Below are 14,747 nucleotides of genomic sequence, written 5' to 3' on the forward strand. Positions count from 1 at the left end.
TCGCATCTTCCGTATCTCCTGCAACACTTCCGTCCGTCTCATCAGGCACCTCCTCGGTACCCAATAAAACCGGACAACCATCGTGCTACAAGTCCGGACAGTTTATTTGCTCTCTACACCTGAGATTTCCCGCGCGTTGACAAGGGGCACCGTCATACCGCAACATCCCCAGTCCCCACCGCAGCCTCCCGGGAGAAGGCCATGCCCCACGAGATCATCCAGCTGAAGGACGAAGAAATCACAATGTTGCGCAAGGAGCTGGAGCTCCTCATGGGCGAACGCGAGCTCCTTTTGCGCATCGCCGGTGCGGCCGCCGCCTTCGTAGCGGAACTGGACACTTCGAAACTGCCGCCCGAGACCTACGAGGCAGCGGAGCTCTTGGCCGAATTCCTCAACGAAACCACGGAAGAGACGCTGCGTGAGGCCCTGGAAGCCGTCAAGGCCCACATCGTGGCCGACGGCGAGGAACAGCGCGTTTAACCTAGATCATCCATCAAGACGCGGCATAGGGGTGGTCCCAGGCGCGCCTGGGTTGCGCCACACAGGGGCAGGCCAGGTTGCACACCTGACCGAGAAGTGGAACTTAAGCCGCCTCCTTGGGACCGAACACACCCGCGTGCGCGCGGCTGGCTTCTCAAAAACGGCTGAGGAATGTCATGTGTCGGACAGCCCATTAGGCGCACGCCGGCCTAGTGGGTGAGCTGCGTTCATGCCTCACGGCTGGGCTTGCGCCGCCGGCTCGGCTGGCGCCAGGCCAGCCCGGGAGGCCAGGCCCTTACCACGCAGCGTCGGCGCCTCGAGGCTTCCCTCCACCGTCAGGGGCACGCGCAGGGTGCCGCCGCGGGAGCGCAATTCGGTGAGGATGCTGCCGGAAAGCCCATGATCGGGCTCGATGACGGCATTGCCAGTGGCGTTGAGCATCCCCAAGTGCAGCCGCAACTGCTGGTAGCGGTAGCGGCCATCGGCGAGCTCCAGATAGCCAGAGAAACCGTTGAACTTGGTCTCGCCGCCGCTCACCGCACTCCCCGCGGCGGCATTGATGGCGCGCACCAGATCCACGTTGCCCAGCGCCCCATCCTTGGCCGCGAAGGTGGCGCGCACCATGGGCGCGTCGGTCAGCGCGCCCAGCCGCTCAGCGGTGAGTTGGATACGCGCCTTGGCCGAGAGCGTGCCCTCCGCGCGCAGGGCAGGAGTGAAAACAGGGAGGGCGGCGGCGAGATCGACGTTGCCGATATCCAGGTCGAAGAGCGCCTGCCAGCCGCGCGCCCAGCTCACCCGCCCGCTACCCTCTACCCTGCCTCCGTAGAGGTCCCCGTTAAGGGTCGTGATCTCCAGGGTCTGGCCGCGCGCAAGCCCTTGCAGATCGAGCCGATCAAACATCAAATCGACCCCCAGTGGCGGCGTCCAGCGGGCCGCTGCGAGCCGTACCTGCCAGCCTCCCGTCACGGGTTGCAGAGTCAGGGTGGCCCGCCCATCCAGGGTGGTGAGAACGGCTTCGCGCACATTGCCGCCCTCCGCCACCAGCCGTCCGCCGAAACCCGGCAGCTTAAGACCGGGAACGTGCAGGCGCACCTGCGCCAAGTCCACGCGGCTTGCTAGAAAAGGCGCGGTAGGCTGGCGCGCGGCCCAAACCGCCAGCCGCGGCAGGGCGTCCGCCTCCAGCGTGACGCCATCCAGCATCAGCCGGGCGAGCCGCATGCGCGCCCGGCCCCAGTCCGTCACCTGAGGCGTAAGCTCGGCGCGGGCGATCCGAATGTCCTCAAGCACGCCGATTTGCACCTGCTCCAATTTCCAGTGAGGCGCAGGGAACGCAGAAAAGCGCAGCGCGCCAATCCGCACCGGCTCGCCCAAAGTGCCCGCAAGCCGGGCCGCCAGCCAGGGGGCGTAGAAGTTGAACGAGATTAGATGTGCCAGCACCAGCGCGACCACCAGCGCAATTCCCAGAGCCGCTGCGGCGCGTCTGGCAGCCTTGCGCCAGTCGAAGCGCCAGCGGCGCAGGACGGTTCCCCGCAGCAGGCGCTCGACTGCATCCTGCTGCGCCGCCTTCAGGCGCGCTAGCTCCACCGCGCGCGCCCCGGCCTCGGCCCGTTCGCGCTCTTCCTCTTCCATGAGCCGACGCGCCTGTTCTTCCGCGAAACGGCGCGCTTCCTCGGCGGCCTCGCGCGCCGCCCGTTCCGCTGCGGCTTTGGCCGCCGCGCGTTCCGCTTCCCGAGCGGCTGCCGCGGCCTCTGCCGCGGCCCGTTGCTCGGCCAGCTCCCGGCTGCGGCGCGCCGCCTCCTCCCGCGCCCTGGCTTCCGCTTCCTTACGGCGCCGCGCCTCTTCCTCCAAGCGCGCCTGGGCTTCCGCTTCTGCCCGGGCCCGCGCTTGCGCTTCGGCTCTGGCCTGGGCCTCGGCCTCTTCCCGCGCCCGCCGTTCGGCTGCAAGCCTCGCTTCCAGCTCCGCCCTCGCCCGGGCTTCTTCTTCCCGCGCTCTCGCTTCCGCTTCCTTACGGCGCCGCGCCTCTTCCTCCAAGCGCGCCTGGGCTTCCGCTTCTGCCCGGGCCCGCGCTTGCGCTTCGGCTCTGGCCTGGGCCTCGGCCTCTTCCCGCGCCCGCCGTTCGGCTGCAAGCCTCGCTTCCAGCTCCGCCCTCGCCCGGGCTTCGGCTTCCGCCCGCACGCGCGCTTCTTCCTCGGCCCGGCGGCGGGCCTCTTCCTCTTCCCGCGCGCGCGCCTCGAGGCGGCGCTTCACGCGAGCCTCGAGCTCGGCCGCAAGACGCGCCGCCCGCAGCTGGCGGGCGAGGTCCCGACCTTCGGAATCAGCCTCTAGCTTCCCGGCCTCGGCCTGCCTCAGGCGGGCCTCCCGGGACACCGACCCGCTGTATCGTGTCTGGGGTGGTCCTTGCGTTGGCGGTGGCGCGGGCGCGCCGGCTTGCCCCGCCGATGCTTGAGGCGCCGTCACCTCTGGCTTGGCGAGGGCGGCGTCGGAAGCCGGTGGATTTTGTTCGCCCTTCAATTCATTGAGCAGCGCGGCGCGCTGTCTTTCTGTCTCCGCCTGACTGCGCTGGGCTTGTTGGCGTGCCCGTCGCTCCAGCTCCCGCTGGGCCTCGATGAACGCCTGGGTGTTCGCCTCATCGACGATGATGGTGGAAGAAAAGCCGAGCTCATTGGCAAGCACCGTCTGGGGCCCGCTACGCATGCTGCGCACGAAGCCCTCCGCTTCCAGACTGGACAACACCCGCGCAAGCCGCGCCTGGGACATGCGCTCGGCACGCTCCAGCATCTGCGCCAAGGTGGAACGCCCATCCACCAGGGCCAGCACGCGCGCCTGCTCCCGGTTGAGCAGGCGCGTCTTGCCGGCCGCCTCCAGGGCGCCCTTGGAAGTCTTGGTGAATACGAGGTTCGGATCCATCGCGATCGCATCTTCGCCGTAGCGGCGACAGGTCTGTCATCGTCCCGTGATCGCCAGCCTTTAGGCTTAACGGGCCATTATAGACAGATTCATGCTAATGCGCTGACCCACTTTCGCCTGGAAACTGGCGTCAGTTCAGGGAGTTGGGCGCAACAAGCAATACGCCCGGAAAGTGAATGTTTGGTCACCATGCCTCACCTCAAACCACCTCGGGCCCGTGCTTGCTCGCCCTCTGGAAAGGGACTGAAAGAGCCGATCATGCAAGCCGCTTGATCATCCTAGCCGGCCCATCGCCACGACCGTCAGCGATGGAGCAAGGAAGCCAGACGGCGCCGGCATTCGGCTACCTCCTGCGAAGGAAACGCGGGCAAATCCAGCACGGCAAGCAGCGCCCGGCGGGCCAGACCCTGCTCCCACTGGGGATCGCGAGCGATGAGTTCGAGCAAGTCATCTGCCGCGCCCAGGAAGTCGTCGTCCACCAGCCGGCGCGCGGCGCGGGCGAAGCGGGCCGCCGAATCATCCGGAGCGGCGCCAAGCCGCGCCTCCAGGGCGGCTGGTTCGGAAGCCGCCTCGGCAGCGAGGATCAGGCTCAGATGCAGGAACAGCCGCTCGATCTCGGGGTGGCTAGCGGCTGGCTGCGGCAGGTTGGCCAGCAACGCATGGGCGCGGGCATGCTCGCCGTTTCGTACCATGAGGCGGGCGAGATCCAAGGGCAGCAGGGGATCGTCTGGGTCGTCCAGCGCCGCCTGGGCCAGTTTGGCATAGGCAGCATCCACCTCGCCGCTCTGGAACAGGCGCTGGGCCTCGAGCCGGGCCGGGTTGGCTGCGCGGGGCAGATACCGTTCCAGCGCGGCACGCAGGCTCGCCTCCGATTCCGCGCCGTGAATGGTGTGCACCACCTGCCCGTGACGAAAAAATTTGACCGTGGGCACGCTTGCCACACCCCAGTCGCGGGCCAGGCGCGCCAGCTCGTCCACGTTGAGGCGGACCAAGAGAAAGCGCCCGGCATGACTTTCCGCCAGGCGCGTAAGCCGCGGCATGATCATCATGCAAGGCGCGGCACGGGGGGACCAGAACAAGGCCACCACCAGCCCACGCGCCGAATTTTCCAGCACGAGCGTGGGAAAGGTTTCGGCGCTGGCGTCGAGGACGAAGGGGGAAGCCATGGCCGATGATGACCCGCGGCTTGTTAGCCGGATAGCCGACTCGAAACTCAAGCTTCCAGCGCTGCCTTGACCCGGTCCAGCCGCGCGCGGGCCTCTTTTGCCACTTCGCACACGGCCTTGTTGCTCACCAGCTCCACCATGAGGTTGGGATCCAGCAGCAGGATGCTCACCTTGCCGTCGGGCTCCTGGCGCACCACCACGTTGCATGGCAATAGCAGGCCGATGTCGGGCTCGAGCTCGATGGCCTTGTTGGCCAGCACCGGATTGCACGCGCCCAGGATGCGATAGGGCAGACGCTCCACGTTGAGCTTGGCCTTCAGGGTGGCTTGCACGTCGATGTCGGTGAGCACGCCAAAGCCCTCCTTCTTCAACTCCTCTGTCACGCGCGCGACGGCGGCATCAAAAGGCATGTCCACGGTCACGGTCAATCCGTACATCGCACTCTCCTCGCCAAAAAAAGGCCATTATATGGCGATTGGCGAAAGCAGATGAGCCGCGACGCGTGCACCGTCATTGCGCGGGCAGGAATGTCAGCCGCGCGTCCTTACAGCGGGCGCGGCTTGCTGGATTTCGGATTGCGCTACGCTCGCCCGGAATGACGGCTACGGCGTCAGGATGGCGCAAGCGGGTATCCGGAACACTTCATGGCCATTGCCTCGGCTGCGCGCCCATTCGGGAACGACGGAAATTTCCGCCGCACCGACCTCATCTTCCAGCGTGGCCGCTGCGCATGACTTTAAAGTCACGCGCAAGCCTCAAGAATTCGCAACCACGGTCCGCTATTGCTCCAAGTGGAGCCGTCCTCCCACCCGGCGCAATCCCATGCTAAGCAAATATTTCAAACTATTCGGTGGCACGCAGAAAAAAAACCGCGTGGTGCCCAACGCCTCTGCCCACGCCAGCGAACCCGCGCTCGATGCCATCGTTCCCTTGCTTAACACCCCGCCTAGCGCAGCCGCGTCGGTGGGACGGGTGGTGGATACCACCGCGGCCAACGCCGTGGTGAGCGATGTCCTCCCCATCGATACCCACGGTCGGCGCACCCAAGTCTCCGACCTGCTCAAGCGTTTCCTGGGCCGCCAGCCGGTGCTTGAAGCCGACGGCCGAACCCTGGGTTATGAGCTGCGCCTGAAGAAAAGTCCACCGCCCGGCGCCCCCTCGGGTCCCACCCTGATGCAGATGATGGACGAGATGCTGCTCGCCAGCCTGCTCGACCTCAACATCCACGCTTTGCGTGGTGGGCGTCAAATCTTCCTACCCTTGTCCGTACATACGTTGGATAGTGGCTTTCTTACGCGTCTTGCAGGCGAGGGACTGGTGCTGGCGCTGCGTCCGGAGGGTGACATGGCAGCCCTGGCCACGCGTCTGGCCGAGCTCAAGCGTATGGGCTATGCCATCGCCCTGGACGAACCCACGCTGGATGCGGCCACGCGTCCGCTGCTTAAGCTTGCGGATTTCCTGCGCGTCGATGCCCACGGGCGCGACGCCATTGCGCTAGGGGAGTTCGCCGTGGCGGCCCTCAAGCAAAGCCGTGCGCGACTGGTAGCCACTCACGTGGACGTCGAGGAGCTGTTCGAGGTCTGTCGCAAACTGGGTTTCAAGGCCTTCCAGGGCTATTCCTTCACGCGCCTTGAGTCCACCCAAGGCGCTCGCCTCAACCCTCAGCGTCTGCGCATCATGGAACTCATCAACCTCACCGTGAGCCGCGCCGAGATCGAAGACATCGAGGCGGTATTCAAGCGTGATGCGGCCCTCGCCTACAACTTGCTGCGCTACATCAACTCAGCGGCCAATGGACTTATGCAGCCCGTGCGCTCCATCGGCCACGCGCTGATGGTCCTGGGCTACGATCAACTCTACCGCTGGCTCACCCTCCTGCTGTTCGCCAGCGGCGAGCCCGACTTCCGCAGTCTCGCTCTCATGCGCACGGCGCTGGTGCGCGGGCGCTTCGCCGAGCTTTTGGGGCAGCCACGGCTGGCGCCCGAGGCGCGCGGCGGGCTGTTCATCGTCGGCATGTTCTCCCTGCTGGATGCCTTGCTCAACCTGCCCATGAAGCAAGCGCTAGCGGGGCTGAAGCTGCCGGGCGAGATCGCACAGGCCTTGCTCGAGCGCGAGGGACCCTACGCCCCCTATTTGGAACTGGTGCTCGCCACCGAGGAAGGCGAGGCGCACATCCTGGAAACCTACGCCGCGGTGTGCGGCATCGAGGCGCGCGAACTCAACGAGGCCCACGCCCAGGCCCTGCTCTGGGCCGACCAAGTGGCCCTGGCGTGACAAGGCGAGCGCGGCAACCGGCGGCACGCAGGGACAAGCCTTGCGCCACGCGGGTAAAGTTGGATCAGGTCTCGCGTGGAGGCTTGAGGGACACCACGCTCGCGGCGGTGGCCGCCGGTGCCACAGGATTCGGGTCCGACAATAGACTGAGCGACCAGAGAAAACCCCGGTCGCCATAGACGAGCTGCCACATCATGTTGGAGAGCTTGATGCAGGCCTGCATCGGGTTCTCGCAGCGGACGCGCTCCACGTCGATGCGCCACTGGAAACGCTCGAGGCGCTGGCGGATATGGGGTGGCGCCTCGTTGATGAGTGCCTCGATGGCCTGCTGCCGCCGCGCGTCGAAGGCAGCCGGATCCGTTTTCGCGAGCCGCATCCACTCGTCGAAATCGAAGCGGAAATCGCGCTGACTCATGGCTTGCCTCCGTGAACGCCGCCGACACGACCATCGCCCCCATTATGCAGTAGGACCTGCGCAAAAATCCACGATGGTGGACCTCGGTACGGCATACCTTCCCACCCCACCCCCATTACACCTTGTGCCAGAGCCACGACGCCCTGGCGCGGCGATGGAAACTTACGAAAGTGGCGACAGGCAGCGTGTGGACCGTCATTCTCGCATTTCCCCGTCATTGCCGCGCAAGCGCGACGCCAGGCTGCGCAAGGGCGTGTGCTCGTTGAGCGTTGCCACGTAGTCGGCCAAAACTTCGGTCTCCTGGGCCAGGAAGCGTGCCACCGCCTCGCGCAAGCCCGCATCCGCGATCCAGTGCGCCGACCAGGTGGTGACGGGGACGAGGCCCCGCGCGAGTTTGTGTTCGCCCTGGGCGCCGCCTTCGAAGCGGGACAAGCCACGGGCGATGCAAAATTCGATGCCCTGGTAATAGCAGGTCTCGAAATGCAGACCCGACACGAATCGCAGACTGCCCCAGTAGCGCCCGTAGAGTGCTTGGTCGTCGAACAGGTTGAGGGCACTGGCGATGGGCACGCCATGCTGGTGGGCGATGATCAACAGACAGTGGTCACCCAGACGCCGCCCCAGCTCGAGGAAGAAGTCCAGATTGAGATAGGGCATGGAGCCATGCTCCCGGTAGGTGTTGCGATAGCAGCGCTCGAAAAAGCGCCAGTCCGCCTCGGTGATCTCGGCGCCGCTGCGCCATTGGAAATCCACGCCCGCCTCGCGCACTCGCCGCCGTTCCTGACGGATCTTCTTGCGCGGGTTGCGCGCAAGCTCAGCCAGGAAATCTTCGAAGCTGCCATAGCCCGCGTTGTGCCAGTGAAACTGGACGCCCCGTCGCAACAGCAGACCCGCACGCGCCAGGGCGTGCGCCTCGCCCTCGGTGGGAAACAGGCAGTGCCAGGAAGATACCCCCAGCTCACGAACGAGGTTCAAGGCGGCTTCGATCAGAGCCTGCCTGTCTTCTGGCGCGCCCAATAGCCGCCTGCCCGTCACCGGCGTGAAGGGCACCGCGGTGAGGAGCTTGGGATAGTAACGGCCACCGCGGCGCACGTAGGCCTCGGCCCAGCTGGAGTCGAAGACGAATTCACCCCGGGAATGATGCTTGAGGTAAAGGGGCAACGCGGCGCACCGCTTGTCTGCTTTGCGCAGGATCAGATGCCAGGGTAGCCAGCCGCGCGCCTCGCTCACGCAGCCGGTGGTCTCCAGGGCCTGCAAGAAGGCATGCCGCACAAAGGGCTGACCGCCGGCGAGCTCATCCCATTGCGCCGCCTCCACCTCGGCCAGGGCATGCACCACCTCGAGCCGCGCAGGTGCTAGATCTGCTTCCTTATTCACAGGATTTCCTCCAGAATTTCGCTTCCCTCTGCATTGCCCACTCTGGAAGCGATCATGAATCTGCACGAATACCAGGCCAAGGAACTCTTGCGTGAGTATGCCATCCCCACCCCGCGTGGGGTGGTGATGGAAAACACCCTGCACGCGGAAGTCGCCACCAACGAACTGGGCGGCAGTCGTTGGGTGGTGAAGGCACAGATCCATGCCGGCGGGCGGGGCAAGGCCGGTGGTGTGCGCGTGGTGAACTCGGTGGACGAATTGCGCCAGGTTGCGGACGAATTGCTGGGACGACCGCTGGTGACCTATCAGAACGCGCCCCAGGGCCAGCCGGTCTTGCGCGTCCTTGTGGAGGAGACCCTGGCGGTGGCGCGGGAGCTGTATCTATCGGTGCTCGTGGATCGGGAGAAGGAGCGCATCGCAGTCGTGGCTTCCAGCGCTGGCGGCATGGACATCGAGGACGTGGCACGGAGCACGCCCGAACGCATCCTGCGCGAGCTGTGCGACCCTTTGCTGGGCCTGCAGGAATTCCAGTGCCGCGCGCTCGCCTTCGCCCTGGGGCTGCGCGGGACCCAGGTGAGCGAGTTGACGCGCCTTTTGCGCAATGCCTACCGGCTGTTCGTGAGCAACGATTTGTCGCTGTTGGAGATCAATCCCCTGGTGCTCACGGAAGACGGCAGACTGGTGGCCCTGGATTGCAAGATCAGCGTGGACGACAACGCCCTATGGCGGCGACCGCGCCTGGCCGACCTGCGCGACGCGAGCCAGGACGATCCCAAGGAAGCCGCCGCGCACGCCGTGGGCCTCAACTACATCGCCCTGGACGGCAACATTGGGTGCATGGTCAATGGCGCGGGACTGGCCATGGCCACCATGGACCTCATCAAGCTGCATGGCGGTGCGCCCGCCAACTTCCTGGACGTGGGGGGCGGCGCCACTGCGGAGACCGTGGCCAAGGCCTTCAAGATCATCCTCTCCGATCCCAAGGTGAAGGCCATCCTCGTCAACATCTTCGGCGGCATCATGCGCTGCGACGTGATCGCCGAGGGCATCATCCAGGCGGTGAAGGAGGTGGGTGTAGAAGTGCCGGTGGTGGTGCGACTGGAGGGTACCAACGTCGATCTGGGACGCAACATGCTGGCCCAGTCGGGGCTGAAGATCCTCTCCGCTCCCAGCCTCACCGAAGCCGCGCAGCTGGCGGTGGCGGCCGCCTGCAACGAGCACGGCCGTAGAAAGCCCTGAGGCGACGACACCACGCCCCGCCACCATCCTTGCCCTTCATCCACCGCCAGGGAAAAGCGGACGGCAGAAACACTTCACGTCATTCCCAGCGAGCTTGAAAAAAGCACGTGACGAGCTGCCCGTGGACGTGGTTTGCGGGCACGCGCAAATCCAGCTATCGTGGCCATGGCCGGGGCTGATCGTGGACGCCGGCTAGTTGTGTGTGTCAAGTTGTGCAAATATGCAGATCAGGTAAGTGGTTGATCTCCGTTGCGCTGTCGGTGCCGCGTAGGGCAGAGGCCGAAGCGGTGCCGACAGCGGCTAGCCGCGTCAGGCGGCCAGTCTCAGCGCCTCCTTTTTCTGCTCCGCCAGCAGCGTCATGTTCAGGTAGCGACTGTCCTTTAGCCACGCTTCGTGGGTCTCGACGCACAGCGCCCGGATCAGCCGCAGGCAGGCGTCGTCTGCCTTCTGCGGCAGGTCGTCCAGGGCATTCCTCAAGAAATGCACATAGCAGCGCTGCCAGCCGGCTTCGGTCAGGGCCTCCCGGATGGCCTTCTTGAGGCCGGCATGGTCGTCGGAGACGACGAATTCGACACCGGATAGCCCCCGCTGCTTGAGCCGAATCAGAAAGTCCTTCCAGCTGCTCTGGCTCTCGCGGTTGGCCAGCTCGACCGCCAGCACCTGGCGTTGCCCTTCCCAGTTGATGCCGATGGCGATCCGCACCGCCCGCTGCTGGATCACACCCGCTCGTAGCGGGCGTTGAGGATCAGGTCAGGATGGGGTTCGGTCAGAAGGCGGTTGGCAAAGCGCGCCAAGGCATCATCCAGCCCCTTGTTGATGGCACTGATGGCGCTGGCCGAAAAACTGTGGCCGCAGCGTTCTTCGGTGATGGCCTTGACCTTGCGGGTGGAGACGCCCTGCACATACATCTCGGCCAGCGCCGCCACCAAGGCCTTCTCGCGCCTGGCGTCGCGCTCGAACAAAGCCGTAGAGAATTCGCAGCTTCTGTCCCGCGGCACCCGCAGCTTATTGAGCATCACGTAAGTAGGTCACACCGTTGTGTCGTCCCCGCGAAAGCGGGGACCCAGGAACATGGCGAGAAATACCCTGGATTCCCGCTTTCGCGGGAATGACGTTTGACTTACGCAGCCTGTCAACGACTGACGTTACGCTCAATAAGCGTGCCGATACGGGTGATGAGGCTGCGGCCGTCGTCGCCCGCACGGTCGCCATTCCTGCTCTCGGTCCGCTCGCCCGGCGCCGCCCCCAGAAATTCGGTCATCTCGCCTTCCAGAACCTCTTGCAGGGCTTCCTTCATCAGCGCCTTCATCAGGTCGCGGTCGTTTGCGACCGCTTCCACTGCCAACATCTTCGTCTTATGATTCCTCGTGGTCATGGTTTGCCCTCCTTCAGGGTTCAAGGTCGATCTCAATCATCAACCTCTTACCATGACCACCCGCCCGCTCCCTACTGACTGCAGACGCTTTTGCACATAAGTCAGCACATACCCCGACTGACCTGCTGCTGCATGTAGGGGATGCCACAACTTCTCAGGGCAGGAAGACATGCGCGCGGTGATACCGCAAATACTTGCGGTGTCCGGGCAAGACGAAACGCAGGCGCGGCAGCGCGTCGAGTTTCAGGAATTGCCTCGCTTGCACTGCGAGGCGCGAGGAAATGAGAGTCTGACCTTCGTCGTCGAACGCGATTAGACCTTGGTCGAATAGCGCGTCAAACTGGACTGCCAGCAGCAGGCCGTTGAAGGGGTCCAACCGCTCTTCGTCTGTCGCGCGTGCCCATGGTTTGGCGTGGCTGGCGCGCAGCAGGGCTGGGGGCAGGGCCAGATCGCAGAGCGCGCAGCGCCCCTCCCACAAGTTCATCAAAGCCTCGCGGAAGAGGTCCTGGCCGATGCGCTGGCGTACCTCCCGCGTGCGTTCGGTTTCTGGAATGGCCGCCAGGCGATCCTCCAGCGCGGCCAAAAGCAGCGTCGCCCGATGCGCTTGCAACGCATGCAGCAGCCGCAGCGCCTCGTAAAGCTGGTCGTCTCTCGTGGCCAGGCCGACGTCGCGCATGCCCGGCGGCGTTGCTGTCTGCGCCGCGACGAGTCCAACACGGTGAACCAAGCCGGGCTCCGGCGTGGCGATCAAGGTTTGGCCGCCCTCCGAGCGGATGGCCAACACCGCCTGTGAGCCGCTGACTCGCGCCTGGAACCACCCGGCCGGGGTCGTGGGCTCGACGAGGTCGTAACCGGCGTCATTCAACGCTTTTTCAACCAGGATCGGAAGCATGGCTAGCCTTGCTCCGCACTCGCCTTGAGCCGGTTCCAGCGCAAGGGTTGACGGCGCCAGTGCGTTTCGATGCCCTGAACAAAGTCGGGGCGCACGAGTTTGGCGCGCGCACGCAGCCACGCATCGTCTTCCCGGCGCAGGATGACACCCTCCGGAGGGCCTAGGCGATATCGGCTGGCGCTGCGCATCACGGCATCCTGCAACTGCGGCAATGTGAAGCGGCCCTGATGCAGGCGGGCAATGTGCGGCACGCCAGCCGCATGCGCCCAGGCATTGCGCCGCGTCGTGCTCCAGAAGCGCTGCGCGTTGCGATCCCACACATCAAACACCAGCCACCAGTCCGGGAGCCTGTCGTAATCCAGGGAGTGGCGGGCTGCGCACCACTCTCCAAAAACTATCAGATGTGGCTCGAGCGCATCGAACAGGCGCTCCTGATGCTGAACCAACCACGCTCCCAGCCGGCGGAACTCGCCGGAATAAGGCGGCGACAACCAGCCGCCGCGGTGTTGCACGCGCAAGCTGCCGTCCGGGCTGATCGACAGGCCCAGATTGGCACCATCGAGCTTTTCCTCGACAACGATCTCGCCGCCGAGGAGCTCGTCGGTCTCTGCCGGCGAAAGTACCTTGTCATCACGCGGCTCGCCCTTGCCGAGCCAGACGAGGTGCGGCGTGTGCGGGAAACGGAAGAAGGCTTCGTTCATCAGAGCGGCGGCGGCACTTCGCCCGGAAACTTTTTCTGGAAGAACCTGCGAATATCCTGCGGGCATGGGAACTCGACGCGAATGCCGTGCGCTTGAAGCTGACTTTGCCAGCGCAGCCATTTGCTGTCGGCGGCCTGCAAAACTGGAGGCTTGCTTGGATGCGCATACGCCACCGCGACATATTTGCGGTCTGGCGGATCGAACTGATCGGCCAAAGCGGGATCTGGAAACTCGGCGTAATCGTGGTCTGCATGCTTGGTGAGCGCGACCTGATGCACTTTGTTCGGATTGGCCTTGTTTTGCAAAAGCCATTTGAGAAATGCCTCGCCCGGCCCCTTGCCTGTCCGCGTATCGAGCTTGCGCTGATATTCGCCCAGAATCTCGAACGCCTTGTCGATGACCACGCATTCGTTTTTTTGAATGCGCTCGAGCCGTTCAATGCACGCCAACACGCATTGGGGCGATACGTCGTGATGGCGCTGACTGGCGACCAGCAGCACATTGGTATCGATGACGACCTCAGCCATGTAAAACCCCTCCATCGTTCATCTGACGCTGCATGGCGGCTTTGGTGCGCGCCGCGATCTCGCCCAGATCATCGCCAAAAAAACCTTCGGGCCAGTTTTCGATCTCACCGAAGCGATTGAGCTTGAGTTCTTCGAGCTGCGCGCCTGTGTTGCCATCGCGCACGAAATAGACCGCCACGTCCTCGGGTTCGAGAAGCCGCTCGGCCACGCGCCGCTGCAGGCGCAGCAAAAAGTGCTCGGAGTGACTCTCGATCACGAGCTGTACGTTGCGCGGCCTGCCGTTTTCATAGGCCTGGACCGCGCTGATGAAGGCATCGGCCAGCTCGGCCTGCACCTTCGGGTGGAGGTGAATTTCCGGCTGCTCCATCCACACCGTGCTGTGCGGTGGCGCGTAAAAAGCCTGCACCAGCGCCGGCAGAACTTGCGAGACCCCAAAACCCACGTCGGTAAGTTTGACGTCGGGGCCGTTGGCGCGGGTGCGGACGACCACTTCGTATTCTTTCCGCCCTTTGGCGATCGGCCGCACGTTGAAGCTGTGTATCACACCGAGGTCTTTGAGCCACGCGGCGATGAAGGTATCGAAGCGCTGGCGGCGCTGTTTATAGCAGCGATTGAGTTCTCGGCCGGCGTCGGCGGCGGCCAAGATCGCGGCGATCGCATACTCCCCGCGCGCTCCCACATTCGGCACCGTGTCGCCCGCCCAGTGATAGGTGCGCTGCGGTGGTTCGCGCAGCGGCCCGAGGTACACCAGCCCATCCAGCAGACGCTCGAGCTCCAGCGGCAAGACTGCGAGCGCATCGGCGTTCTGGTAGCGCGCCAGTGTCACGTCCGAGAAACGGTAGAACTTCTCGGGCGGCTCGACATCCCACTTGCGCCCTAGCGCATGTATCAAGCGCATCGGTTTGACATCGAGTTTTGCTTTACCGCGCGCGTCAAGTCCGTGCGTGACGTTCAAGGTCGTTTGATTTTCGTGCAGCAGCGCGTAACTGAACTGTTCGACCATGGGCAAGCCGCGGGCATCGGCCCGCAGGGTGGTAGAAAGCCGCAGGTGATCGGCGGGAAAGGCCGCTTTCTTGTTGAGGGGGTCGGTGATCGTGAGCGGCACCGGCAGTTTCCAGCCCAGCATGAAGCTGAGTTTGGCCTTGAGATTATGCTGATAGAGGCAGTCCTTGAACGTGCCCAGATCGATGTCCGACTGCAGGTCACCCAGATGGAGCGCGCGCTTGCGATCTGCCAGCCGCGCGGTCTGCTTGAGCGCCAGCAGCAGGTGCCCCAAGCTGCTTTTACCGGCGCTGTTGGCGCCGAAGATGATTGTCAGCGGCGCAAGGCGGATCGGGCCCGTGTCGCGCCAGGCTTTGAAGTTCTGAATTTGCAGTTCGGTCAACATCGGATTC

13 protein-coding genes and 1 pseudogene are annotated in these 14,747 nt (G+C 64.7%); 3 read left to right on the forward strand and 11 right to left on the reverse strand.

Annotation, left to right across the window (positions count from 1 at the left end; translation table 11 throughout):
• The first annotated feature begins 201 nt into the window (after window positions 1–201).
• A complete protein-coding gene (locus tag V6E02_RS06240) occupies window positions 202–480 on the forward strand; it encodes a hypothetical protein (RefSeq protein ID WP_347307923.1) in 279 nt (92 codons plus the stop codon).
• A gap of 234 nt (window positions 481–714) precedes the next feature.
• On the opposite strand, the gene V6E02_RS06245 is transcribed toward V6E02_RS06240, so the two are convergent.
• From V6E02_RS06245 to V6E02_RS06255, 3 genes are all read right to left on the reverse strand, one after another.
• Complete coding sequence (locus V6E02_RS06245; protein WP_347307924.1) at window positions 715–3,387, reverse strand: translocation/assembly module TamB domain-containing protein; 2,673 nt, start codon at window positions 3,385–3,387, stop codon at window positions 715–717.
• A gap of 302 nt (window positions 3,388–3,689) precedes the next feature.
• Window positions 3,690–4,553, reverse strand: coding sequence for a tetratricopeptide repeat protein (locus V6E02_RS06250; RefSeq protein WP_347307925.1), 864 nt, complete (start codon window positions 4,551–4,553; stop codon window positions 3,690–3,692).
• A gap of 47 nt (window positions 4,554–4,600) precedes the next feature.
• Window positions 4,601–4,990 (reverse strand): DUF302 domain-containing protein, encoded by a 390-nt coding sequence (locus V6E02_RS06255; protein ID WP_347307926.1) that lies wholly within the window; start codon window positions 4,988–4,990, stop codon window positions 4,601–4,603.
• Between the two features lie 385 nt (window positions 4,991–5,375).
• Here V6E02_RS06255 and V6E02_RS06260 point away from each other — a divergent pair, with 385 nt between their 5' ends.
• A complete protein-coding gene (locus V6E02_RS06260) occupies window positions 5,376–6,827 on the forward strand; it encodes an EAL and HDOD domain-containing protein (protein ID WP_347307927.1) in 1,452 nt (483 codons plus the stop codon).
• 64 nt (window positions 6,828–6,891) lie between these two features.
• Here V6E02_RS06260 and V6E02_RS06265 read toward each other — a convergent pair whose 3' ends face one another.
• Together V6E02_RS06265 and V6E02_RS06270 are read right to left on the reverse strand one after the other, a co-directional pair.
• Window positions 6,892–7,242: a DUF3135 domain-containing protein gene (locus V6E02_RS06265; protein ID WP_347307928.1), complete on the reverse strand. Its 351-nt coding sequence runs from the start codon at window positions 7,240–7,242 to the stop codon at window positions 6,892–6,894.
• Window positions 7,243–7,437: 195 nt separating this feature from the next.
• Window positions 7,438–8,619, reverse strand: coding sequence for a GNAT family N-acetyltransferase (locus V6E02_RS06270; RefSeq protein WP_347307929.1), 1,182 nt, complete (start codon window positions 8,617–8,619; stop codon window positions 7,438–7,440).
• Window positions 8,620–8,673: 54 nt separating this feature from the next.
• Between V6E02_RS06270 and sucC the strand changes: the two genes are divergently transcribed.
• Window positions 8,674–9,858, forward strand: a complete 1,185-nt coding sequence (gene sucC, locus V6E02_RS06275) for an ADP-forming succinate--CoA ligase subunit beta (RefSeq protein WP_347307930.1) — start codon at window positions 8,674–8,676, stop codon at window positions 9,856–9,858.
• 309 nt (window positions 9,859–10,167) lie between these two features.
• Here sucC and V6E02_RS06280 read toward each other — a convergent pair.
• The 6 genes and pseudogenes from V6E02_RS06280 to V6E02_RS06305 all read right to left on the reverse strand — a co-directional run.
• Window positions 10,168–10,865 (reverse strand): annotated as a pseudogene (locus tag V6E02_RS06280) (IS256 family transposase); the annotation flags it as partial.
• 125 nt (window positions 10,866–10,990) lie between these two features.
• Window positions 10,991–11,233: a transposase gene (locus tag V6E02_RS06285; protein WP_347307931.1), complete on the reverse strand. Its 243-nt coding sequence runs from the start codon at window positions 11,231–11,233 to the stop codon at window positions 10,991–10,993.
• A 154-nt stretch (window positions 11,234–11,387) separates the two neighbouring features.
• Window positions 11,388–12,125 carry an HNH endonuclease gene (locus V6E02_RS06290; RefSeq protein WP_347307932.1) on the reverse strand — a complete coding sequence of 246 codons (738 nt, stop codon included), beginning with the start codon at window positions 12,123–12,125 and terminating at the stop codon, window positions 11,388–11,390.
• A gap of 2 nt (window positions 12,126–12,127) precedes the next feature.
• A complete protein-coding gene (locus V6E02_RS06295) occupies window positions 12,128–12,826 on the reverse strand; it encodes an RNA ligase family protein (protein WP_347307933.1) in 699 nt (232 codons plus the stop codon).
• Window positions 12,826–13,353, reverse strand: a complete 528-nt coding sequence (locus V6E02_RS06300) for a type II toxin-antitoxin system VapC family toxin (protein WP_347307934.1) — start codon at window positions 13,351–13,353, stop codon at window positions 12,826–12,828. The genes V6E02_RS06295 and V6E02_RS06300 overlap by 1 nt, the downstream gene beginning before the upstream one ends.
• Window positions 13,346–14,740 carry an AAA family ATPase gene (locus V6E02_RS06305; RefSeq protein ID WP_347307935.1) on the reverse strand — a complete coding sequence of 465 codons (1,395 nt, stop codon included), beginning with the start codon at window positions 14,738–14,740 and terminating at the stop codon, window positions 13,346–13,348. Before V6E02_RS06305 ends, V6E02_RS06300 begins: the two co-directional genes overlap by 8 nt.
• Window positions 14,741–14,747: the final 7 nt, after the last annotated feature.

The organism is Thiobacter sp. AK1 (assembly GCF_039822265.1).
Classification (GTDB): Bacteria; Pseudomonadota; Gammaproteobacteria; order Burkholderiales; family Thiobacteraceae; genus Thiobacter; species Thiobacter aerophilum.